Annotated in this window: 17 protein-coding genes; 5 read left to right on the forward strand and 12 right to left on the reverse strand. The window is 49.7% G+C overall.

The window, feature by feature from the left end:
- Positions 1–134: 134 nt before the first annotated feature.
- Positions 135–1,556, forward strand: coding sequence for an MvaI/BcnI family restriction endonuclease (locus MET42_RS0100635; RefSeq protein ID WP_019880740.1), 1,422 nt, complete (start codon positions 135–137; stop codon positions 1,554–1,556).
- A gap of 382 nt (positions 1,557–1,938) precedes the next feature.
- Here MET42_RS0100635 and MET42_RS0100640 read toward each other — a convergent pair whose 3' ends face one another.
- From MET42_RS0100640 to MET42_RS0100650, 3 genes are all read right to left on the reverse strand, one after another.
- Positions 1,939–5,292 carry a filamentous hemagglutinin N-terminal domain-containing protein gene (locus tag MET42_RS0100640; RefSeq protein ID WP_019880741.1) on the reverse strand — a complete coding sequence of 1,118 codons (3,354 nt, stop codon included), beginning with the start codon at positions 5,290–5,292 and terminating at the stop codon, positions 1,939–1,941.
- A gap of 243 nt (positions 5,293–5,535) precedes the next feature.
- Positions 5,536–7,242, reverse strand: coding sequence for a ShlB/FhaC/HecB family hemolysin secretion/activation protein (locus MET42_RS0100645; RefSeq protein ID WP_019880742.1), 1,707 nt, complete (start codon positions 7,240–7,242; stop codon positions 5,536–5,538).
- Between the two features lie 138 nt (positions 7,243–7,380).
- Complete coding sequence (locus MET42_RS0100650) at positions 7,381–9,654, reverse strand: primosomal protein N' (protein WP_019880744.1); 2,274 nt, start codon at positions 9,652–9,654, stop codon at positions 7,381–7,383.
- Between the two features lie 59 nt (positions 9,655–9,713).
- Here MET42_RS0100650 and argS point away from each other — a divergent pair, with 59 nt between their 5' ends.
- The 3 genes from argS to MET42_RS0100665 all read left to right on the forward strand — a co-directional run bounded on the left by argS (position 9,714) and on the right by MET42_RS0100665 (position 12,736).
- Positions 9,714–11,372, forward strand: coding sequence for an arginine--tRNA ligase (gene argS, locus MET42_RS0100655; protein ID WP_019880745.1), 1,659 nt, complete (start codon positions 9,714–9,716; stop codon positions 11,370–11,372).
- 42 nt (positions 11,373–11,414) lie between these two features.
- A complete protein-coding gene (locus MET42_RS0100660) occupies positions 11,415–12,005 on the forward strand; it encodes an SPOR domain-containing protein (protein ID WP_019880746.1) in 591 nt (196 codons plus the stop codon).
- An 83-nt stretch (positions 12,006–12,088) separates the two neighbouring features.
- Positions 12,089–12,736, forward strand: coding sequence for a thiol:disulfide interchange protein DsbA/DsbL (locus MET42_RS0100665; RefSeq protein WP_019880747.1), 648 nt, complete (start codon positions 12,089–12,091; stop codon positions 12,734–12,736).
- Between the two features lie 863 nt (positions 12,737–13,599).
- Here the strand turns inward: MET42_RS0100665 and MET42_RS0100675 are convergent.
- Positions 13,600–15,258: a TrkA family potassium uptake protein gene (locus MET42_RS0100675; RefSeq protein ID WP_019915199.1), complete on the reverse strand. Its 1,659-nt coding sequence runs from the start codon at positions 15,256–15,258 to the stop codon at positions 13,600–13,602.
- Positions 15,259–15,318: 60 nt separating this feature from the next.
- A complete protein-coding gene (locus tag MET42_RS0100680) occupies positions 15,319–15,693 on the reverse strand; it encodes a DUF6394 family protein (protein WP_019880750.1) in 375 nt (124 codons plus the stop codon).
- Positions 15,694–15,751: 58 nt separating this feature from the next.
- Between MET42_RS0100680 and MET42_RS0100685 the strand changes: the two genes are divergently transcribed.
- A complete protein-coding gene (locus MET42_RS0100685) occupies positions 15,752–16,570 on the forward strand; it encodes an SDR family oxidoreductase (protein WP_019880751.1) in 819 nt (272 codons plus the stop codon).
- 17 nt (positions 16,571–16,587) lie between these two features.
- On the opposite strand, the gene MET42_RS0100690 is transcribed toward MET42_RS0100685, so the two are convergent.
- The 7 genes from MET42_RS0100690 to MET42_RS0100720 all read right to left on the reverse strand — a co-directional run bounded on the left by MET42_RS0100690 (position 16,588) and on the right by MET42_RS0100720 (position 24,507).
- A complete protein-coding gene (locus MET42_RS0100690) occupies positions 16,588–16,923 on the reverse strand; it encodes a YegP family protein (RefSeq protein WP_019880753.1) in 336 nt (111 codons plus the stop codon).
- Positions 16,924–17,112: 189 nt separating this feature from the next.
- Positions 17,113–18,777 carry an energy-dependent translational throttle protein EttA gene (gene ettA / locus MET42_RS0100695; protein ID WP_019880754.1) on the reverse strand — a complete coding sequence of 555 codons (1,665 nt, stop codon included), beginning with the start codon at positions 18,775–18,777 and terminating at the stop codon, positions 17,113–17,115.
- 122 nt (positions 18,778–18,899) lie between these two features.
- Entirely contained in the window at positions 18,900–19,364 is a 465-nt protein-coding gene (locus MET42_RS0100700; protein ID WP_019880755.1) for an Hsp20 family protein, read from the reverse strand.
- 110 nt (positions 19,365–19,474) lie between these two features.
- Positions 19,475–20,695 carry an EAL and HDOD domain-containing protein gene (locus tag MET42_RS0100705; RefSeq protein ID WP_019880756.1) on the reverse strand — a complete coding sequence of 407 codons (1,221 nt, stop codon included), beginning with the start codon at positions 20,693–20,695 and terminating at the stop codon, positions 19,475–19,477.
- A 102-nt stretch (positions 20,696–20,797) separates the two neighbouring features.
- Entirely contained in the window at positions 20,798–22,633 is a 1,836-nt protein-coding gene (gene glmS / locus MET42_RS0100710) for a glutamine--fructose-6-phosphate transaminase (isomerizing) (protein ID WP_019880757.1), read from the reverse strand.
- A gap of 4 nt (positions 22,634–22,637) precedes the next feature.
- Positions 22,638–24,008, reverse strand: a complete 1,371-nt coding sequence (glmU, locus tag MET42_RS0100715; RefSeq protein ID WP_029512276.1) for a bifunctional UDP-N-acetylglucosamine diphosphorylase/glucosamine-1-phosphate N-acetyltransferase GlmU — start codon at positions 24,006–24,008, stop codon at positions 22,638–22,640.
- Between the two features lie 73 nt (positions 24,009–24,081).
- Positions 24,082–24,507, reverse strand: a complete 426-nt coding sequence (locus MET42_RS0100720; protein ID WP_019880759.1) for a F0F1 ATP synthase subunit epsilon — start codon at positions 24,505–24,507, stop codon at positions 24,082–24,084.
- Positions 24,508–24,571: the final 64 nt, after the last annotated feature.

Here is a 24,571-nt window from a genome sequence, read left to right on the forward strand (position 1 = left end):
CCCGTTTGAGGCAAAGAACCCTGTTTTCCGGTTAAGGCCCTTAGGTCACCTCTTTCATCATTTTTATTCTATGCACCATTGCATGAATCTATTAGTGGGCGGCAAATTGATCACGCTAAACTTTAAGGATAAAAGTGAGAAAACTGCCAAAATCCCTCGCCCGCCTCAAACAAGAAGCCTCCGCACTTTCCAAGTCCAGAAACATTGCACATACCTCTGCACTTGAAGAGGTTGCTCATTCATATGGTTTCGCAAATTGGCGAGAAGTACTGAAAGCAGATCAGGAGTATAGAGCTGTAAACCAGCCTATTCCTGCTATATCTAATAACTTCGCTTCGGATGATGACTTTGCTTCTCTTGCAGAGGACATTACTGAACCTGAACGGGACGCTGATCTCGCCCCAGACACAAAAATACTGTTAGCGAAAAATAGAGCTTATTTTGCGTCTCTCGGTATTGAGTATTCAATGTTTGAGCCTACAGCTACAGGTCTTAATAAAGCAATTCTGGATGCAACTCGCCCTGTCAGAAAACACTTTGAAATTGAGGGCTTTCATAATTTCAATCTACAAGGACAACAAGACCAAGACAAGGTTTATAAAAAGGCATATTTTGTATTTCCAGATCAAATAAATTCAACCACAGTTAGCCTTTATCGTCCCAAGACTAAAAAAGGAGATCCGAGGATGTGGTTTCCAAAACTTAAGGAATTTGCTAAACCGGCCGATCAAATAGCAATTGTTGTCTATGAAGACAGCCTTTACCTATTTAACTTCTCACAATCCGACATTGAATCATTAAGCTCAACATCTGCAACGTCTAGCTTTATTTCACAATATTTATCCAGCAAAAACAGTATTGCCGATGAATTGCTTAACAAACTTAAAGTAATCGCAAAAAATCCAATTAAATGCGCCATCAAAGGTGATACTGCAATTGGAATGGCGATTGAGTTAGCCTTAGGGATACCTGCAAACAGCAGCAAAAAACCTGATTACAAAGGAATAGAACTCAAAGGTGGGCGTGGTAAGAAAAATAGAAGTAACTTATTTGCACAAGTTGCTGATTGGAGTTTAAGTCAACTTAAGAGTAGTAATGAAATTCTGAATAAATATGGCTACCCACGTGGTCAAGATTTTAAGCTTAACTGCACCATATCGACAAAAAAAGAGAATTCTCAGGGTCTAGTTTTCCACTACGATGAAGCTTCTGATTACTTGATTGAAAAGCATAAAATAGATGGTGATGTTGCAATATGGCCTGGGGATCTCCTTAGAGAGAGACTTCTAGAAAAACACGCCGAAACCTTTTGGATCCAAGCAACAAGCAGAATGATTGATGGAGTTGAGCATTTCGACCTGCATTCAGTAACACATACGAGGCGGCCACTAGTAAGCCAACTTTTGCCTTTAATACAAGCTGGCGTAATCACAATGGATCATCTCATAAAGCGAAAAGGGAATAGTGCTGCAGAGAGAGGGCCTTTGTTTAAAATTAATAAACGTGACCTCCTATTTCTGTTCCCAGAACCGAAACATTATTCACTCAAAGATTAGCGACACTAAATACAATCTGTTTTTAGACAGGGTGAAAAATTTCTTGGAGAGTTAACGAAATATGGAGGCTCGCCTGAGCTATTGGCTGAGCAGATTACAAAGGAATATCTCAAATAAAGCTAGCAATCTTGATCTGTAAAAATTATTATTAGGTGTCACTTAACAGTGTCATTATTGTAGGTGTAGTTCAATGTAACTTCATAAAAAAGATCATGTAAATCAAAAGGTTGAAAAATTTTAATCATTGATTGGCGTTCTACCATTGAACTACAGCCGCGAACGAATGACCGCTATTTTACTTGGTGTATCGTCGAATACAAAACATTATTCAGCACAAAAACAAAAGCCGGACAGTTGTCCGGCTTTTGTTAAACGCATGTGATTAAATACAATTTGAGTTCACACCATCTGGCAATTTCACGCCAGAACTCAGGATAGGCGTACTACCCAGGCTATCTTCATTGGTTGGGCAAGCGACCGCATCCAGATCTTCCTCATCACCAGCAGCAGGGTTCAGAGAAACGATAAACATCGTATTCAATATCGGGTTGTTTGGAATCAAGCCACCCAAACCGGCATCATCACGTGGTGATGCAAACGCAGCGACTGGTGTGACGGGTACAGCTGTAATGCTGCCCGTCGCAGTAGAGTTATTGCTTACCGTGGTATAGCCATTGTAAATAACTTTACCCTCATTGGTCACCGCACTGGTAATCGTCGTCGCACCGGTCGTAATGGCCTTACCTGCACCAACCGCTGCGGTATCGAACGATGCGCTTGTTAACGCTGCTGGCGAGAAGGTCACAACATCATTATCCAGCACGCCGCCAGTCGTCAGATTCAACCCACTCAGATCAGTCACGGTATTCGTGCCATCAAAGACTTTAGTGGATGTCCCGGACAAGGTCGCGGTCACTGTTGGTGTCACTTGATGTACAAAACCGTTACCAGTCCCTAACAATGCGCCACCAAATGCCGTGCCGTATTGTTTGTAGTCATAAGTCGCCAGCAAGTTGCTACCTTTTACGTCACCGGTTGGGTCATTGCTGTAAATTGTCCAGCGTCCAGTTGCCCCAGTGGTGATACTTGAATTGGTGTTATTCTTGAAGTTACGGCCTGCAACCAGTTGTACAGCATCAGTGGCATTGCTACCACTCAAAATATTGCCATTCATGTTTACATCTTGGCCAGCTTGCACAAGAATCTTAGCGCCATTACCAGCAATGCCGGTACCAGTCTTAGCACCCGGCAGCGAAGTGATCGCGCCAAAGCTGACGTCACCTGTTGTCGTTTTTAATGTCACAGCACCCGCTGCACCGCCAGATTTGTTTGTACCATTGCCATCAGCGCCAGAAGCGACGATAGATTGGGTCGTAATGCCTGTACCAGCGGTAATATTCACCGCACCTGCACTCTTACCATCTGTATTATTACGGCCTGTGCCAGCGCTGGTATCAATACTGCCAGCAGTCACGCTACCGTTAGCCGCTGAGAGCGTCACTTTATTACCAATCGAGTTAAAACCACCCTTGGTCGTCACATCGCCAACGGTCACATTGCCAGAAGTGCTCTTAACACTCACTTCACCAGAAGCCGTAGAAACGATTGAATTGCGACCCGCATTACCCGCACCAGTTGTAATATTGCCAACTTTTGCATCACCGGTAGTTGTAATGTCGACCTTACCACCTGTGCCGCCTGTACCCAAAGGTGGTGTGGATGTCCCGGTTCCTGGTGTGCCGGAAGCAGAGCCTCTGGTATCAATATTACCTGTCATATTCAGGCTACCGGCCTTAATCACCACGCTACCGCCATTAAATCCATTGTTGGCGCTTGAAGCAGAACGTCCGTTCGCAGTAATATTGGCAGAACCTAAATCTGCCAGGCCTGCCACAGTAATACTTACACTACCCGCATGACCAAAACCGGTGATATCACCACTGGCGCTAATGTTACCTGCTGTGTGAGTTAAAGTAGCAGCAGACAGAATCACGCCGCCTCGACCAGTAATATTGGCACCAATCGCCAGGTTACCAACACCGCTATTATCAGCATCGGCCTTCAGATTGATGCTGCCAGTACCTGTAGTAGTCAATGCGGCATTCACATTAATATCATTGCCAGCCTCAAAGCGAATATTGCCAGCCAGGTTTGTCATTGTGACAGCTGCATTTACGTTAATGTCCTGTGTTGCTTGCAAGAACAACTCGTTAAAGCCTGTGATACCTGCGACATTAATGTTAGTTGTGCCGCCGGCATTATCGGCAAATGCCACGTCTGGTGTGCCTGACGCATTATCTGTCGGTGTGGAACCGCCGCTGATCAAATTGATTGTTTCAGGATCCAGCAAAACTGTACCGCCGATGCCATTAGCCGCAGCGACATTTACCGTACCAAGAAAGGCCAGGTTTTGCTTGCCTGACACCTCAACAAAACCACCATTACCACTGGTAGCGCCACCTTGTGCAGAAATGCTGCCGTAATAACGGGTCAAATCATTGGCCCAGACAACTACTTTACCACCGTTACCTTGCTGCAGTGCGTCAGCCTTGATCGTTGCGCCACTGGCCACATAAGTGGTTCTTGAGTTATAAACGGCGTCGTTTTTACCTTGATAATCACCACCAACCAGCACCTTGCCGCCACCTTTATCACCAGAGGCATCTAGCAAAGCACCATTCATCAGTGCCACTTGTTCGCCGGTCACCTCAATCGTGCCGCCTGTCGTGCCTTGACCTTTAGCAAGCAACTGACCAGACACCTCGACTTTGGCGTTATCACCACCTTCAAGACGGATCACACCTTCATGCTCAACCAACTGGTTGGCTTCAACAATGCCTGAAATATTGATCGCGGCAGAGCGGGCATTGGTTGCCATTTGCACCAAGCCGCCATCGGCCTGAATCAGACCACTGTTTTTAACCAAAGCCTCTGCTGCCTGCCCAGTTAAGTTAGCTCTCACCAAGCCATTACCATAAAAATCCAGAACCACTTCTTTTGCTGAAGCCAGCACTACACTTCCATTGTTTGCAACAAGCGTACCCGTATTCACAACCTTTTTGCCCAGCATGACGATATAGCCATCATCCTTAGTTTTAATGAAACCACGGTTTTCAACATTGCCAACCAGATCACCGGCGGTAAATTTATAATTTCCCTGCAAGAAAGCTTCATTGGAAATATTCAAGGTAGAAGCCACGATATTACCGACGTTCACTTCAGCGCCTTTGCCGAACAAAATACCATTCTGGTTAACCAGAACCAGGCTACCGTTAGAGTTCAATGTCCCCATAATTTCGGAGCGGCTGTTGCCAATCACGCGGTAGAGCGCTCTCCCCGCGTCAGGCATCACAACATCCAGTTGATGGCCTTTCATCACGCCGAACTTGTAAAAATCAACGATGTTGACATTGGCGGTATGGATATACTGTGTATGTGTGGCACTCACATCTTTCACTGTCAGGTCACCTGCAACCACACCAGCGACTACGTTGGTGTCAGCAATTGATGAAAGTGGCATGACTGCAGCTGCAAAGGCACTGGCCACCACAAAACGCCATTTGGTAGAAGAGGTCAGTGATGCGTCAAGCACGCTGCTTGTCGCTGGCGCTTCGCCCACTTGCCCGTTAACATTGGATTTACCATGTGCGCGGGTAGTTTCGGCCACTGCGACCCAAGCTTGCTGGAATTTGCTCCAGACCAGACGATAAACATGGTTTAAGGATGCTGCTTTCATGACACTTCTCCTTTAGTAAGAAACGCCACTGATCCTGATGAGGGCCAGCGGGTTACTATCACTTCTCTCTTTTCCTGATATGGGTGTAATTTTGGTTCAGGAAATTATTTTTGTATGTAGCCCACTATGACTAATGCGACCTCAATTCATCCAACTCCAATTGGATGAATCCACACTCACGCAGGCTACTTATTTTTTATGCCCAGGCTTTTGCCCGGGTCATTGTTTACTACAGATTTAAAACTAGAAATTTTTTCTTAACTGGCCCCAGAGTTGATACTCTGTGTTGCTGGCCGCACCATCCAGATCACGTTTTTGCTGGGTATAGGTGGTTGTTAAGATCCATTGGCCAGGAAACTGGATATCCGTACCCACGCCAACCGTGTTAGATCTCACATAGTTACTACTCCCAATCGGGTCATGGTTGAGCTTGCCGCGACCTGCATCATAGAATGCAAATGGCGTCACAGACTGAATATAAGGCGTGACATCAGCGGCGCTAGATACAAAAGTTCTGCGTACATCCGTGCCCACCATCCAGCCCTGATCAGCCTGGCTTGGGATTTCCGAGTATTGACGCCAACGGTTAATGGCACCAATGGCGAATCGTTCTGCAATATCCAGGTTATTACCGGCACCCTGGTAATCAGCACGCACGATCCAGTTCACACCATTCTCAAACACCTGCGTGCGACTAGAGGTCCAGTTCCATTTGATAAAGCTACCTTGCGTATCCAGCTGGTTTTTGTCAGTGGCTTTTGCCGCACCATCTTTGTATGAAACGTTACCGCCTGTAACCAAAAAGCTCCATTGATAAGCCACGCTGCCGATATCATTAATCCAGTCACCAACCAGGCCTAATTCCAGGCTGCTGATATCGCGACGATTATTAATCGACGTACCCACATCATCATCTAAAATCTTGTAGTTGCCACCGACCTTGAATGCAACCCCTTTTTTGGTTTCACGCAGCAAGGGATGCTCAAGCGAGCCGTAAAAATAATGGGCATCACCAGACGCATCAAACTGTTTAAACTCACCGCCAAGTTTGTAATCCACATAGCTGTAGGCTAGATTCATAATCGTGCCCGCGCTACCTACCGGCGTAAAGTACAAACCGCTGATAGAACGCTGCCCTTCATCTCTGGAAGTTTTACCGACCACCGCCAGTTGGTCACCATGGCCGCGAAGGTTATTGACGGCAACACCAAACCCTAAGGTTTCACGGTTTGTGTAGCGGTTGCCATAATTATTCGCACTGACAAAACCAGTGACACGAGGGATGCGTGGTTCCACCGCTACGGCCACATCCGAGCTACCAACAGCCTCACCAGGGTTCAACTGTGAAGTCACCTGAATGCCTGGCAAACCGTTCATCACCATAATGTTACGCACTAGGTTGCGCTCATTGAGCACATCACCTTTATTCAGGCCGTACTCTGATAACGACTGGAAGTAATCTTGGTCCAGGCCTTGCCCAGCTTCTGCTTTCACTTCGCCTAGGGTCCCTTCCAGGATAGAAAGCTCTACCACGGCTTCTGCTTCTGTGGTTTTCTGCAAATCCTGTGTTGGCAAATATACTTGCGTCAGCATGTAGCCACGCTGGCGGTAGTAGTTACGAATCGTACCCACCGCTTCATTCAGCTCACGCATGCCAATTTCATGGCCGGTCAGGTGCACAAGTTGCGCCGCCAGCACTTCATCTGAAAACTGTTTGTTGCCGGAAAATTTAAATTCCTTTACAACAATCTTGAGGCTGGATTTTTTTTGTTTCTTTTCTGGTACCGGTGTTTCTGCAGGCACCTGAAGAATAGGTCTTGGTTCAGGCAATACCGGTCTAGGTAAATTTTGCTGAATGTCTGGCAACGATACGCCCCCAGCCAGTACTTGCGATGTATAACCCAATGCCAATAACTGCAACAGGCCTATACGCTTTAATTGTGTTTTCAAGATGACTCCCCACAAGCTTTATAAAATCTATAATCTTTTCAATAGTATAACAACGCCAAAATTTACTTTAAAAAACAGTCAAATGCTAACGTTATTTTACAAATAAAAGTCTATTTAGTAGCATATTTGTAACTTTTGCTAGTACTCCAAGGCATCCACATCCAGCACCCAGCGGATTTTTGCTTGCAGCGGATGTGTCCTGACCCAGTCCACCGCCACCTGCAATAGCTGCTGTAAGGCGCCGCGATGTGCAGACTGCAACATCACATACCCGCGCTCCATGCGGTTAAGTCTGGCGATGCCGGGACGCACCGGGTCATAGACCAAAGGTTGGTCAGGCAGGGTTGCCGCTTGCGCAGTGACATAGTCCCTGGCCGCCTGGCTAAAGTCAGTTAAAAACTGATTTACCAGACTGTAATCGGCCGCTTCGGCCTTCATCACCGCGATATAGGTCGCAGGCGGAAACTGCATGGCCATACGCTCCTGCAACAAATCGTCAGCAAAAGCGGCATAATTCTGCTCGCGCAACGCAGCAAACAAGGCATGCTGCGGAAAAGCAGTTTGTATCAACACCTCACCGGGCTTATCGCCGCGACCAGCCCGGCCCGCCACTTGCATGAGCTGGGCAAACAGGCGCTCGCTAGCACGATAATCCGGGCTATATAACGCACTGTCTATATCCAACACACCCACCAGCGTCAAATTGGCAAAATCATGGCCTTTGGCCAGCATTTGCGTCCCGATTAAAATATCAACTTGACCCGCATGTACCGCGGACAACAGCTCCGTTAAAGCATCCTTGGCCTGTATGGTGTCGCGGTCCACCCTGGCAACGCGCGCTTGCGGAAACAGCTGCTGCATGCTTTCTTCAACCCGCTGCGTGGCCTGGCCAACCGGGCGCAAATCAGGATTACCGCAACTTGGGCATTGCACCGGAATCGGCTGCTCATCACCGCAGTGATGGCAACGCAAGACGCGCTGGCGCAAATGCAATACCGCCTTGGCAGAGCAGCGGCGGCAATCCGCCAGCCATTGGCAGGCGGAACAATGCAATACCGGTGCATAACCGCGGCGATTAATAAACAGCAGGCTTTGCTCACCGCGCTGCAAACGCAGCTCAATGGCCTGTTTTAATTGCGGCGTCAGCCCGGCTTCCGGCGGGCTGTGCGTGGTATCAATACAAAAAATACGTGGCAATTTTGCCTGGGCCGCCGCCCGTTTGGTCAGCGTCAGCAAGCGATAGCTGGCTTTTCTGGCATTGGGCACCCCTTGCCCCTGGTCACCCATCGCGTTGTACCAGCTTTCCAGCGAAGGTGTCGCGCTACCTAACACCACCGGGATCCGGCATTGCTTGGCACGAACCAGTGCGACATCCCGCGCATGGTAACGCATGCCATCCTGCTGCTTGTAAGAGGTATCGTGCTCTTCATCCAGAATCATCAATTTCAGATGCGGCATGGGTGTGAAGACACTCAAACGCGTGCCGATAACAATGCGGGCTGCGCCAGACTGCGCTGCCTGCCAGTTTTGCAAGCGCTCACTCTCGCTCAAATGGCTATGTAGAGTCACCAGTGAGAATTGACTTAAGCGACTACGAAAACGGCTCTCCAGTTGTGGCGTGAGGTTAATTTCAGGCACCATGATCAGTGCTTGCGCCTGTGGCTCCGCGAGCACGGTTTGCAGCAATCGAATATAGACCTCGGTTTTACCCGAGCCGGTGACTCCGAATAACAACCAGGGTTGAAAACGATCTACATCGCCCAAAATCGCCTTGACTGCCTGGGCCTGCTCATCATTCAGTGTCGGTTCCAGATCCGATGCAGGCAGGGAAGGGCGCGTGGCAATCACTTCACGCCTGGAGACATAGCCATCATCCAGCAATGGCTGTATGGCTTTACGCCAGGTGGCAGACACCTCACTCAACATCGCTTCACTGCATTCACCATGCTGGCGCAGGGACGCCACCAGTCTGGCCAGCACTTGTTGCCGTTTACCAATAAAGTCTTCCGGAATGGCTTTCGCCAACTGGTACAGCCACATTTTCCGCGTCACTGCCGGCTTAATCTGACGCAAACGCAGTGGTAAGCTGGCCAGCACCGTCTGCCCAAAAGGATAATGATAATAGTCAGCGCAGAACCGCAGCAACTTCAAGGTCGCGGCGTCAAATGGCACGTCATCAAACACTTGCAGCACGGCTTTGAGTTTGTGCGCCGGCACATCAGTTTCGCTCAGCAGCGCCATGACAATGCCCACCAATTGCCGCCCGGCAAAAGGCACCACGACACGATTGCCTACACAGATCGGCAAGCCGGGGTTTAAATAATCAAACTGGCGATCCAGTGGCACGTCCAGCACCACGCGCACAATACTGGCAGGGGTTGCGGCCTGAAGGTCGGTGACAGTTGAACACATGGGTGAAAATGCTTAATTAGGTTAAAATGGCGGTTTGATTATTCAGCACCATTTTAACCTTGAAACAAACGATCACAGCACTCATTCTGCAAGCAGTGAAACCACTGGTAGAAGATACCTCCAGCCTCACTATCATTCTTGAGCGGCCAAAGTCTGCCGACCACGGTGATTTTGCGACTAATATCGCCATGCAACTGGCCAAGCCTTTAAAGCAAAATCCGCGTGCGATTGCACAGCAGATTATTGATGCCTTGCCCGCCAACAATGTCATTAGCAAAGTCGATATCGCCGGTGCAGGCTTTATTAACTTCTTTGTATCGGCTGACAGCAAACAGGCAATTGTGCACGAAGTTCTGCAAGCAGGCGCTGCGTTTGGTCGCAACCAGGCTGGCCAGGCGGCAAAAGTGCAAGTGGAATTTGTCTCGGCCAACCCGACCGGACCTTTGCACGTCGGCCATGGCCGTGGTGCAGCGGTGGGCGACTGTTTGTGCCGCCTGCTGGATGCCAATGGCTGGGAAGTGACCCGTGAGTTCTACTATAACGATGCCGGTGCCCAGATCGACAACCTGACCAAGTCAGTATTGGCGCGCGTGCAAGGTATCAACCCTGACGATGCCGGCTTCCCGGAAGACGGCTACCGCGGCGACTATATCGTCGATATTGCGCAAGCCTACCTGGCCAAAGCCACCATCACCGCTGACGATATGCAAGTAACCGCCAGCGGCGATGTGGCAGATACCGAGTCCATCCGCAAGTTTGCCGTGGCTTATTTGCGTCATGAGCAAGATTTGGACTTGCAAGCTTTCCAGATCAAATTTGACGTGTTTTCACTCGAAAGTGCCTTATATAGCGAAGGCAAAGTAGAGAACACTGTGCAATCACTGATTGCCAGCGGCCACACCTACGAGCTGGATGACGCCTTGTGGCTGCGCACCACCGAATTTGGCGATGATAAAGACCGCGTCATGCGCAAAAAAGAAGGTGGTTTTACCTATTTTGTGCCGGATGTCGCTTACCATCGCGAAAAATGGAACCGTGGCTTCAAACGCGTGATCAACGAGCAGGGTGCAGACCATCACAGCACCATTACCCGTGTGCGCGCAGGCTTGCAGGCATTGGATGTCGGCATCCCGCAAGGCTGGCCGGAATACGTACTGCACCAGATGGTGACCGTCATGCGCGGTGGCGAAGAGGTCAAATTGTCCAAGCGCGCCGGTAGCTACGTCACCTTGCGTGACCTGATTGAAGAAGTCGGCTGCGACGCCACGCGTTATTTCCTGGCAGCCCGTAGCCCGGACTCGCAACTGGTATTCGATATCGACCTGGCGCGCGCGCAAACCAACGACAACCCAGTCTATTACATTCAGTATGCACATGCCCGCATTTGCAGCGTACTCAACCAATGGAGCGGCGACGTGGCCAATTTAACGGCGGCTGAACTGTCACCGCTGCAAAGCGCCACAGAGACAGCGCTGATGCAAGCGCTGGGGCAATACCCTGAAGTGGTGAGCAGTGCCTGCCAGGCATTGGCACCGCACATGGTGGCCAACTACCTCAAGGAGCTAGCCAGTGCCTTGCATAGTTATTACAATGACACCAAATTTTTGGTGGATGACGAACAAGTCAAACTGGCACGTTTGGCGCTGATCACCGCCACCCGCACGGTGTTGCGTAATGGCTTGGCGTTATTGGGCGTTGGCGCGCCGGAAAAAATGTAAGCATCCCTTTAATGACTGCTGAATTGATTGGTTAACCTCACAATGAGTCGCGACTACAAACCCTCACAAGCCAAAGCAAAAAGCAAAAGCAGCGGCAGTACTTTCTTTAATGGCCTGCTGGTCGGCCTGTTTCTGGGCGTCGCGCTGACCGTGGCCCTGATTATCTACATCAAAGGTGATCACAGCCCATTCTCCAGCGCATTCAAAAAAGAAGACGGCCAGCAAGAAATCCCGATCAAGAGTACCGTCACCGAAGAAGAAGTCAAACCTGGTAGCGCCTCAATTGAGGACCCCAACAAGTTTGATTTCTACACCATTTTGCCCGACACCGAGAGCAAGATCAGTGAACAGCAGGTGAAAAAGAACCCGACCATCAAGCAAGAAAGCTATTTTGTGCAAGTCGGCGCTTTTGCCAAAGAGGATGATGCCAACAACCTCAAAACCCGCCTGGCACTGGTCGGATTTGAAGCATTTGTGCAAACGGCAGAAATCCCCAACAAAGGCACCATGCACCGCGTGCGTATTGGCCCGCTCAATGACTTGGCCAAAATCAACAAAATTAGCCACGATCTGGAAACCAATGGCTTCCAGGCCAATCTGATCAAGGTCAATATCGAATCTTCAACCCATTAATGCCGCTGTCATCGCGTTGTCATCGTACGCACAGCTGCCACGTTATTGCATGATGTTCCACAAAACTTTAGGAAACTGACTTTATGAAAAATATGTTGTTGAGTTTGATGCTTTGGGCTGGCTTTACCGCGACCTCAGCACTGGCAGACCCGCAAATGGGTGAACAGTTTGATCAGGTTGCGCAGCAAATCACAACCGACCAACCGGCCAAAATCGAAGTCATGGAATTGTTCTGGTACGGCTGCCCGCACTGTTACCACATGGAACAGCCACTGCAAGCCTGGGTGAAAAAACTGCCAGCCGATGTTTACTTCAAACGCATCCCAGCGCTGCCCAATGCCAACTGGGCACCATTGGCTAAAACTTACTTTGCCATGCAAGAACTCGGCGTACTTGAAAAACTGCATAGCCAGTTATTTGATGCCATCCACAAAAGCAAAGCCCTGAGTCCACAAGCTGACGAAGCGGCGGCGATTGACTGGGTCATCAAGCAGGGCGGGCTGGACAAGATTAAAGTAGAAAAGGCCTTCAAATCGTTTGCTGTCAACATGCAAATGAATAAAGCCATGCAAACGTTCCGCGCTTCGGGCGCGACCGGCGTGCCAGCCCTGATTATCGACGGTAAATTCATCACCGGTAGCTCTATGGCCGGTGGTAATGAAGCGGCCCTGCAAACCGCAGATTTCATTATTCAAAATGTGCGTAAAGACCGAGCCGCCGGTAAGAAATAAGCCAGCAGCTTGAATTAAAAGAACGCCTGATGTGACCAACATCAGGCGTTTTTGTTTTGATGCTTCGAAAGACTAAAAAGCTATTTCATTGACCACCGATGAGCACAGATACACGCCGAGGGCAAAACCAGTTCATTAAACAACCACACACATTGCTAGCGTTTTCTTTCGCCTTTAGGCGAGTCACTTTCTGGTGCTTGTCCCCCAGAAAGTAACCAAAGAGGAAGACACCCAGCCATCACGGCCTAAAGGCTTCCTTGCGTTGCTCAACAAAGTGGGCGTCCATCGAAACTCGCCCTAGCGGCTTGCACAACCCGCAAGCCACCGCGGAACTCGAACAGCCGATGGCCGACTACTCCCACTTTGTCTCCGCTACTCAGCGTGATGGGATGGGATTTATCTCATCTAACTTGCATGGATTTAGTTTGGACGGTTTAAAAACCGGATTCTTTTGTTAAACCTGCTAAACGGTGGCACTCGTAGGTTTTCGGGGTCCCCATCTGCCGCGCCGAGCAACGCAGGGTTGGCGGGAGCAGTCGGCCATCGGCTGTTCGAGTTCCGCAACAAGCCACGTCTTATGTGGCTTGTCAGGGCGAGTTTCGATGGACGCCCGGCAAACCGAGTAGCACAGGATAAAAGCGGAAGTTGGGGTGTCCTGTTCTTTGCCTTCTTTCTTATGGACAAGCATAAGAAAGAATGGTCGCCGAGAGGCGAAATAGATCGATCATAGAATAATCTTCGCTTTGGGCAAGCAAAGAAAAGTCACTCGCCAACAAGGCGCAACAAATGCTCACGAAATACTGTTACGTCGGAAAAGAAAGGAAATCTAACAATCACCTTATCAGTCCATCCAAACCAATACGTTAACGACCCGCCTTCAACCAGCGCCCAATCCAGGTTTCCGGCATTTCCGTCCCCGTCACCAGATAATGCAAGGTCTTAATATCATGCATCACAAAACGCTGTATCGATTTGGCCTGATCCAGGCCACAACATAAAATCGTGTCGCCAATTTGCAACGGCGTGGACAACTCCGGCAATAACATTTTTTGCTCACCCCGCACCAGCATCAATGGCACCACCGGCATCTCATGTCGCTGCTGTCCGGCCGGGCGCATCATCAAATGCTTGAGCGCAGGGTGTATGCCTTGCTCCATCAAGGCGCATACAGCCACGGCCATGTCGCCTGTAATGGTGATATCCCAGGTATCAGGCACTTGCTCGCCTAATTTTGAAACCAGTTGCGCAATCACGGCATTGGCCCAGGCGTTACCCTGATGCCTGGCGGTTACCAGAAACTCCGCCAGCATCGGTGACACCATATAAGACAAACAGGTGTGAGCAATCACATCGCTGGGCTGCATCGTGATATCAGCATTAAAGTGCTGGAACAGCGGATCATTATGCCGTTTGTTTTTGCGGATAATGACGAACAGCTTTGGATTCAGTTCGAGCGCTGTCATCACAATCGACAAATTATTAATATCATTGTCGGTCCCGGCAACAATCCCCACCGCATGCTCTACCCCAGCCTGCTGCAGAATGTGCGATTCAACCCCGCTGCCAATAATACAGTCTTCACATTGCGTGCCCTGCGGATCAGCCTCAATCACGGTGACATGCATCTCGCCATTTTGCAGGCTGCTGACTACCGACTTGCCAAAACGCCCGAAGCCACAGGCGATCCAATGCCCTTGCGGCACGGGTGCTGGCGTAGCAATTGCATCCCCAGGCGCCCTGGTCAGCCATTCGTGCAACAAATAAGTACCCAGCGCGTTCAGGCGCATGGCCAGATGTTCGCCAAAAATATTGTAAGGGTTAATAATGCGGTCAGTACCAAATGACGCCATATTGGCGGCAATCACATCGTTTTGCACGCGTGCCAATACCGGCAAATCTGGCTTGATCAGTTTCACGGCTACCGAAATCGCCAGGTTGGCATGATCATCATCGGTCAGGGCGGCCACACCACGGCACATCGGGTTTTTAATGCCAGCATACAACAACACTTCTGACAATTTAGCGTCTGCGCACAAATGCGGGATATAGAACTGGTAATCGGTCATTTCCAGTTCATTGATACGCTCCGGCGAAATCTCCAGCACCACAACGCGTAGTTCATTTTTATCCAGCGCCCGCACCAGTTCACCACCTGTTTCACCATAGCCGCAAATCAGGTAAAACGGTTCCATCAGGTTTCTCACATCACGCTGAAACATGGCGTTTTTAAACGCCAGCTTTAAGGCGGATTCCTGAAACAGCGCAATGATCGCGCCGATGGCGTAAAACCAGGAAATGACCGTCAGGTAGATCGAAAAAGTCATCCACAAACGCTGATGCGTGGTGAACGGGTAGGGAATTTCACCGAAACCAATAGTGGTCGCGGTATAGCTCAGAATATAAAACGCATCAAAAAAACCGTAGCGATAAGGCTGACCATGATCATCTACGCCAGGGATCAGCACGAAACCAATCAGCGCGATGGCATAGCTAATGATGACCATCAGCAATGGCGCACGCATACGCCGCAAAATCAGGAAGATGATTTGATTGAGACTCACCGCTGTCTCCGTTAATGCACGCTAGCGGCGCAGGGTCACGGTTTCGTAGATCAGCAGAATCACTGAAGTGATATTGGCCAGAAACGCACCGCCAGACAAGGAAACAATGCCCACAATCACCTCCGGCTCTGCGCCTTTGCTCCCGGCCACTACCCAGATAATCGCTGCGGCAATCAGTTGTATGTCAGCAACCAGGCTGGTGGCCAGATGAATCGCACCTATCTGGGTACGGTCACCAAACTTGAGGACGGTGGCAATCAGGTTCACCACAATCGCCACATATAATTCGTAATGCAAATGGTGTTGCGGATTATCAATTTCGCCGACAAAAAAACCAAAATTGAGTGTCATGGCCAGAATAATAAAAAAGCCAAAAATCACTTTTTCCAAATTCATTACGTTTCCCCAAGCATTGTTTTATGGCATTCTACCCGATTAAAATTTGTTTACTGCGATGTTTTTTATGTCGAAAAATAGTGTGTCTGCCATGCGTGTTTTAATTACCGGCGCCTCCAGTGGCCTTGGCGCTGCGATGGCAACCGCCTATGCTGAACAATATGGTGAGCAACTACAGATCGCCTTATGTGGTAGAAATGAAACCGCCTTACAGGCACTGGCTGACAGTTTAAAGCAGCAATATCAAACTACCTGCGCGATTTATTGCGTAGATGTACGTGTCGCCGCGCAAATGCAGTCCATGGCGCAGGACTTTTTGCACCGCTTTGGCACACCGCATATCGTCATCGGCAACGCCGGGGTCAGCCGTGGCACCTTAACCGAGTTTGCCGAAGATATTCCGGCGTTTCAAGCGGTGTTTGAGACGAATGTCATGGGCCTGGTACATACCTTCCAGCCTTTGATTGAAGCCATGAAAACCGCTGCTGGCCAAGGGGAGCCTGCGCAGCTGGTTGGTATTGCCAGTGTTGCCGGTATTCGCGGCCTGCCAGGCTCGGGCGCATACAGTGCCAGCAAGGCTGCCGCCATCACTTACCTGGAAAGCCTGCGCGTGGAAATGCAGTTATACGGCATCGCCGTCACCACCATTGCGCCTGGTTATATCCGCACGCCAATGACCGATATCAACACCTATCCCATGCCGTTTTTAATGGCAGCCGATGTATTTGCACGCAAAGCGCGGCGGGCGATTGCAGCCAAGCGGCGCTTTACCATTATTCCGTGGCAAATGGGCGTGGTAGCACGCCTGATGCGCTTATTACCGGCGTGCGTGTGGGATGCCATCATGAAAAAAGCCCCGCACAAGGCGAGGCTTTAATCCCTACGCTGAGCTGACTAGGTCAAATCTTTAATCGTTTCGCTCGCACCATTGGTTTTCACCGAAGCAATACCATTGTCACGCCCAGCCTCCGCAGAATACATCTGGCTAGTGCCAATGACCTGGCTATTGCCTGCCAGTAAATTGAAATAAGGGCGGCCATCTTTAGCCGTCAGTTTCTGATAACGCTCATCCAGCGGACTATTTTTTTGCACAGACTCAATGCCGTTTTGTGCCGCAGCCTTGGTGGTGTATTGCTCGCTTTTGAGAATCTGCTCACCATTGCCTGCCTTCAATGCAAAACTGAATTGACCGTTTGCATCACTTTTTGTTAGTTCAAACCAACCTGCCATCGCTCGCTCCTCTGTCTATAATCAATAAAGAAATTCTTACAACGAATCCAGATTCATCTTGCGATTTCTGCTCATTTTTGTAAAGAATCGTCCTTTTTAAAAGGTGTTGAAAAATGCGGCTGTGGATGATTTACAACATTTTTTAACATTCGCCATAAAAAAGCCCATTCAACAGAATGGGCTTTCATTTTAACGCGTGATTGGTTTGTAACGGATACGCTTGGGTTTGGCGCCTTCTTCACCCAGCCGTTTTTTCTTGTCGGCTTCGTATTCCTGGTAGTTACCGTTAAAGAAGGTCCATTGCGAGTCACCTTCCGCTGCCAGAATATGCGTCGCAATCCGGTCAAGGAACCAGCGATCATGCGAGGTGACCAATACGCAACCGGCAAACTCCAGCAAGGCATCTTCCAGTGCACGCAGGGTTTCCACGTCCAGGTCGTTTGACGGTTCATCCAGCAGCAGGACGTTGGCGCCAGAAATCAGGGTCTTAGCCAGGTGTAAACGGCCGCGTTCACCGCCAGAAAGCTGGCCAACGACCTTTTGCTGATCGCCACCCTTGAAGTTGAAGCGGCCGATATAGGCACGACTTGGCATTTCAAACTTGCCAACATTCAACATATCCAGGCCACCAGAAATCACGTCAAACACCGTTTTGCTGTCATCCAAGCCTTCACGCGACTGATCAACGGCTGCCAGCTTGACGGTTGGCCCTGTGATAATTTCACCGTTATCCGGCTGCTCCTGACCTTGCAACATACGGAACAGGGTGGATTTACCGGCACCGTTAGGGCCGATGACACCGACAATTGCACCGGGCGGAATGCTGAACGACAGGTTATCAATCAGCAGACGGTCGCCAAAGCCTTTGGAGACATTATTAAACTCAATCACTTGATTGCCTAAGCGTTCGCCTGGCGGAATAAAAATCTCCTGTGTTTCATTGCGGCGCTGGTACTCAACACTGGACATTTCTTCGTAACGGGCCAGACGCGCCTTGCTCTTGCTTTGGCGTGCTTTTGCACCCTGGCGCACCCATTCCAGCTCTTGCTTCATGGCTTTGCGGTGGGCATCTTCCTGTTTCTGCTCTTGCGCCAAGCGGTCTTCTTTTTGCTCCAGCCAGTTTGAGTAATTACCTTTCCATGGAATACCTTCGCCACGGTCCAGTTCCAGGATCCACTCAGCAGCATTATCAAGGAAGTAGCGATCATGGGTAACGGCAACCACGGTGCCCGGGAAACGCACCAGGAACTGCTCCAGCCATTCCACAGATTCCGCATCCAGGTGGTTGGTCGGCTCATCCAGCAACAGCATATCCGGCTTGGAGAGTAGCAATTTACATAAGGCCACGCGACGCTTTTCACCACCGGACAATGGTCCGATCACGGCATCCCATGGTGGCAGGCGCAGCGCATCGGCGGCAATTTCCAACTGTTGCTCGACATCGCTGCCGCTGGCCGCGAGGATATTTTCATACTTGGCCTGGTCTTCGGCCAGTTTGTCAAAATCAGCATCTGGCTCGGCATAAGCCGCGTAAATCTCTTCCAGCTTTTGCTTGGCTTCCATGATGGCACCCAAACCAGCTTCGACTTCCTGACGCACAGTTTTGTCCGGATCCAGCTGAGGCTCTTGCGGCAAGTAGCCGATGGACAAATTAGGCTGCCATTGTACTTCGCCTTCGTACTCTTTATCGGCACCCGCCATGATGCGCAACACAGTGGATTTACCCGAGCCATTTAAACCCAGCAGGCCGATTTTGGCACCCGGGAAAAATGACAGGGAGATATTTTTAATGATTTGCCGTTTGGGCGGCACGATTTTGCTCACGCGGAGCATGGACATCACATATTGCGCCATGAGAAATTCCGGGACGGTGATTGAAAGTGCGTATTTTAATACGCGCGGTCAAAATTAGCTTGTAGATAAAAGTATTCGACATGAAAAAAGGGCCTTTCAGCCCTTTTTTATTTTGCCATCACTTAAGCGGCGGCACGTTGTTCAATAAACGTGGTGTTGGCTTGTGCTTGTGTGCCGATCTCAATTTTGCGTGGCTTCAAGGCCTCTGGGATTTCACGCAGCAGGGCAATGGTTAACAGGCCGTTTTCAAGGTTGGCACCAGTCACTTTGACATGGTCAGCCAACTGGAACTTGTGTTCAAAATCACGCGTGGCGATGCCACGGTGCAAAAAGGTGGTTTCCTGTTCCCTTTTCGCTTTGCGGCCAGTCACACGCAAAGCCTGATGTTCGGTTTCGATTTCCAACTCGTCCTGCTGGAACCCGGCGACGGCCATCACAATTTTGTAGGCGTTTTCGTCGACCAGTTCGATGTTATAAGGCGGATAGCTGATTTCGTTTTCACTACGCTGGTTTTCGTTGAGCATTTTAGCCAAACGGTCAAAACCAATCGCGGTTCTGTAGAAAGGGCTTAAGTCATAAGTACGCATGGGTTGATCCTTTTAAAAATAAAGCGATTAACATGATTCACAGACCTTAAACTGCAAGCATCTGTATGTTCAATATGGGAATTCGCTTTATTTTTTCAAGGGTCAGCGGACTAAATACCCAAAGTCTCCGTCCAGGCCAAGGCATCCATATGACACTGGTTCACTTTGTCTGGATTCAATTGCAGCAAGGATGCCAGTTGCAAGATTTCTTCATTATTGGCGTCTTCGCAAGCTTCAGTCAGTTTGAGAAACGGCCCAAAAATACCTTCACGTTTGGTCAAGGCATCCACAATCGGCTCTGGCAGTTGCAGTTTCTCCAGCACCGTGTCCATTGGCACTTTCAGCATCACATCCAGTAATGAAAATACACCGACCACAAATAAATTGTCACGGTCACGCTTATCAAAAAAGGGCTCACCCAACAGCTCAGTCAAGCGCCCGCGCGTGATCGAAGTTTTCATCAGGGCAGGGGAGCTGGTGTTATTGCCTGCCGTCACCATCAATAACGTTAACCAGCGATAGAGCTGGTTACGGCCTAAAATCGTCAAGGCATGATTAATGGACTGCACCTCGCAGGACAAACCAAAACCAACCGAGTTAATGTAACGCAGCAGTTTGTAGCTCAGGGTAGTGTCTCGCTTAAACCCATTCTCAATGGTTTTGTTATCTGCCTCCTGGCTCACCAGGTTCAATAAATGCAGTACGCCATCAAAGCTGGGGTTAATGACCTTGCTGTTGAGGTTCTCCGGTTTAGCGTAAAAATAGCCTTGAAACTGCTGGTAGCCTGCGTCCAGCAAGCTGCTGAATTGTGCATTTTGCTCAACTTTTTCTGCAATTAAGCTGCAACCGGAAGCCTGATATTTTTTCAGCCACAGCGTGGCCTGGGCAATATCGACGTCACGCATATCGAGCTTGATGTAATCAGCATAGGGAATCAGCGCTTCCAGCTGGGGGTGATGTTGCGGGTTATCCAGCGCAATCTTGAATTTATTTGCTTTTAACTCTCCGCAGCGCGCGATGATTTCAGGCGTGACTTGTACCGTGTGCACAACCTCGAGCACTGTTTTTTCTGCCGGCATCAACTCCAGAAATACACTGTTAAGCATCACATGATCAACGTTGATAAAAGCCAGTTGCTGCCCCAACAGCCAGTTTTCTTGCATCTCATCAATCGTAGTTGAGAGGATTTTGGCGCAGGTTTGAATATCCTCTTCAAAAGGCGCATTGCTGCCATTGCTATCGTTCCTGAAAAAGAACTCATAGCCGATAATCTGTTGTTGACTGTTAACAATCGGCTGACGGCCGATAATACTGTGTTGCGACGTGGTCATGACTGCCTTCCTGATGAGCATCTAAGATCAGTATAAGGGAAACTGGTCGTTTTCTTATTCGAAAAAAGCCCCGATTATCGGGGCTTTTTAGGTCTTTATCGCTTATTCTACGGTCACACTCTTAGCCAGGTTGCGAGGTTTATCCACGTCTGTGCCTTTAAGCAAAGCAGCATGATAAGCCAGTAACTGTACCGGAATGGCATGCAAAATAGGCGAGAGTACACCGACATGACGTGGGGTACGAATCACGTGTACGCCTTCAGACTCTTTAAAATGACTGTCGGCATCAGCAAACACAAACAACTCGCCACCACGCGCTTTGACTTCCTGCATATTGGATTTTACTTTTTCCAGCAGGGCATCGTTAGGGGCGATGACCACCACCGGCATATTGCTATCAACCAATGCCAATGGGCCATGTTTCAACTCACCGGCCGGATAGGCTTCGGCGTGTATATAGGAAATCTCTTTGAGTTTGAGTGCGCCTTCCATCGCGATCGGGAAGTGCACGCCACGTCCCAGGAACAAGGCATGGTCTTTGTCGCCGAAACGATGTGCCCATTCACGGATTTGCGGTTCCAGATTCAACGCAATCTGTACGCCACCTGTCAGCTGACGCAGATCGGATAAATATTGCTGCTCTTGTGCCCCACTCAATAGGCCACGTGCTTTGCTTAACGTTACTGCCAACACAAATAGCGCGATCAGCTGCGTGGTGAACGCTTTGGTGCTCGCCACACCGATTTCAGCGCCGGCACGGGTGTAGAAAATCAATGATGAAGCGCGGGGAATCGCACTTTCCTGCACGTTACAAATCGCCAGGCTGTGCTCGTGGCCCAGTTTCTGCGCGTGCTTAAGCGCTTCCATGGTGTCCAGCGTTTCGCCAGACTGCGAAATAGTGACTATCAGCTGTTTAGGATTAGGCACAGATTCACGGTAGCGGTATTCACTGGCAATCTCCACGGAGGTCGGAATTTTTGCGATGCTTTCCAACCAGTATTTTGCGGTGAGGCCGGCGTAATAACTGGTGCCCGCCGCCAGGATTAATACACTGTCAATTTGAGAAAATACGGCAGCCGCTGATTGGCCGAACAGCTCACTCCTGAACGCGCCATCGTCAATCAGCGCTTCAATGGTGTCACTAATCGCACGTGGTTGCTCATGGATTTCTTTTTGCATAAAGTGGCTATATGGGCCCAGCTCAAGCGAAGCCAGTGACACATCACTCATATGCACTTTGCGTTCAGCCACTTCGCCGCGTTTGTCTACAATCACCACGGCATCCGTCTGCAAAGTAGCCACATCACCGTCTTCCAGGTAGATTACTTTGCGCGTGGCAGACAAAACAGCTGAGACATCAGAAGCGACAAAATTCTCGCCATCACCGAGGCCAATCAACAATGGGCAGCCGAGACGGGCAACGACCATTTGTTGGGGGTGCTCCAAAGCAATCACGCTGATTGCATAAGCGCCTGTCAGCTCTGCAATCGCCTGTTTGACCGCCGTGAACAAGTCATGGCTTTGCTGATAATAATAATGCACCAGATGGGCAATGACTTCGGTATCGGTTTGTGAATAAAACTGATAGCCCAAGCCCTTTAAGCGGTCACGTTGTTCGTCGTGGTTTTCGATAATGCCGTTATGTACCACGGCAATTTGCGCCTGGTCTTGCCCAGGGGAGACGTGCGGGTGTGCATTTTGCTCGGTGACACCACCATGTGTGGCCCAGCGCGTATGACCGATGCCAACGTGGCTATGCATGCCTTGTGCTTTTAATTGCAACTCGGCGACACGGCCAACCGCGCGTGCGCGCTCTATGGTTTGATTAAGCACGGCAATCCCGGCCGAATCATAGCCGCGATATTCGAGCCTGCTTAAGCCCTCGATCAGGAGTGGAACGATATTTCTATTGGAGACCGCACCGACAATGCCGCACATACGCTTATTTTTTCACCTTTTGTGGACGTTTCCATCCCTGAATTGACCGTTGTTCCCGCGCGCGGCACAGCGTTAAGCTATCTGCCGGCACATCTTTGGTAATGGTTGAGCCTGCTGCAATCGTTGCCCCACGGCCCACAGTCACTGGCGCAACTAATTGGGTATCCGAGCCGACAAACACATCATCCTCAATGATGGTTTTATGTTTGTTCGCGCCGTCATAATTACAAGTGATCACACCGGCGCCGATATTCACATTGGCACCAATGCTAGCATCACCGACATAAGTCAAATGGTTGACCTTACTGCCGACGCCGACCATGGCATTTTTGATTTCAACAAAATTGCCGACATGTGTCTCTGCGGCTAACTGCGTACCAGGGCGTAAACGCGCAAACGGGCCAACTTTGCTGCCCGGGCCGACCTTGGCATCATCAATATGCGTAAATGCCGCCAGGCGTGAGCCTTTGGCGATCACGGCATCCTTAATCACGCAATGCGGCCCAATCTGTACATCATCCTCAAGCGTGACCTGACCCTCAAAGACGCAGTTCACGTCAATCAACACATCGCGGCCGCATTGTAATGCGCCACGGATATCAATACGCTGCGCATCCAGCAAGGTCACGCCTTGTGTCATCAGGACAGTTGCCTGGCGCAGCTGGTACTCACGCTCGATTTGCTGCAAGTCGAGTTTGGAGTTAATGCCGGTGACCGACCAGGCATCGGCTACCACATGCGGTAACACCGCACGGCCTTCCTTGACGGAGAGGGCGATGATATCGGTTAGATAATATTCCTGTTGCGCATTCTGGTTGCTGATATTAGCCAACCAATGTTTCAACTGTGCATTCGGCATCGCCATAATGCCGGTATTCACTTCCTGTATCGCGCGCTGCGCTACGCTGGCATCTTTATGCTCGACAATCGCGACGACTTCGTTGTTGTCATTACGCACAATACGGCCATAACCGCTGGGGTCTGCCTTGATAAACGTCTGCACCACCAGGTGCTGAGCGGCTTGCGTCAACATGTCACGGCAAGCCGCCACATCGACCAGTGGCACATCCCCTAGCAAAATGAGTGTTTTACCATGATCAGGCAAGGTGGGCAGGGCTTGTTGTACGGCATGGCCAGTGCCCAGTTGTTCTGCCTGCAATACCCATTGCAAATCATCGCCTGGCGTCTGTTTTTGTACTTGTTCGCCACCAAAGCCATACACCACCGTGATGGTTTGTGGATTTAGCTGACGTGCCGCGTCAATCACATGATGCAGAATAGGCTTACCGCCCACCGCATGCAGCACTTTGGGCAGGTCTGATCGCATGCGTGTGCCTTTACCCGCGGCGAGAATTACGATATTCAAATCAGTCATGCTGTTATTTTATCTCAGAAACAAAAAAGGCGGCTCGAAAGCCGCCTGTTTTATTGCCAGACTCCACAGGAATCTAGTGCACAGATTTACGCAATTTCTGGATTGCCTGGATTTGTGCGATCGCTTCTGCCAATTCAGCCTGGGCAGCTGCGTAATCGATCTCTGAAGAACGGTTACGCAATGCTTCTTCTGCGGCTTCTTTCGCTGCGATGGCTTTTGCTTCATCCAGATCCTGGCCACGAATCGCGGTGTCTGCCAGCACTGTTACCAGTCCTGGTTGTACTTCCAGCATGCCGCCGGAAATATAAATCACAGTTTCTTCTTGCTCGGCAGTTTGCTTGATACGCAATGCGCCTGGCTTGATGGTGGTAATCATCGGTGCGTGATGTGGATAAATACCCACTTCACCTGCGCCAGCTGGTGCAACCACAAACTCGGCTTCACCAGAGAAGATGGACTCTTCGGCACTCACAACATCGATATGCACTGTATTTGCCATAATGTTCTCTTTTCTATATCACTGAAAATTTGTGATGCAGGCAGATATTTAAACCCGCCCGCAC

The sequence above is a fragment of the Methylophilus sp. 42 genome, assembly GCF_000384155.1.
GTDB lineage: Bacteria > Pseudomonadota > Gammaproteobacteria > Burkholderiales > Methylophilaceae > Methylophilus.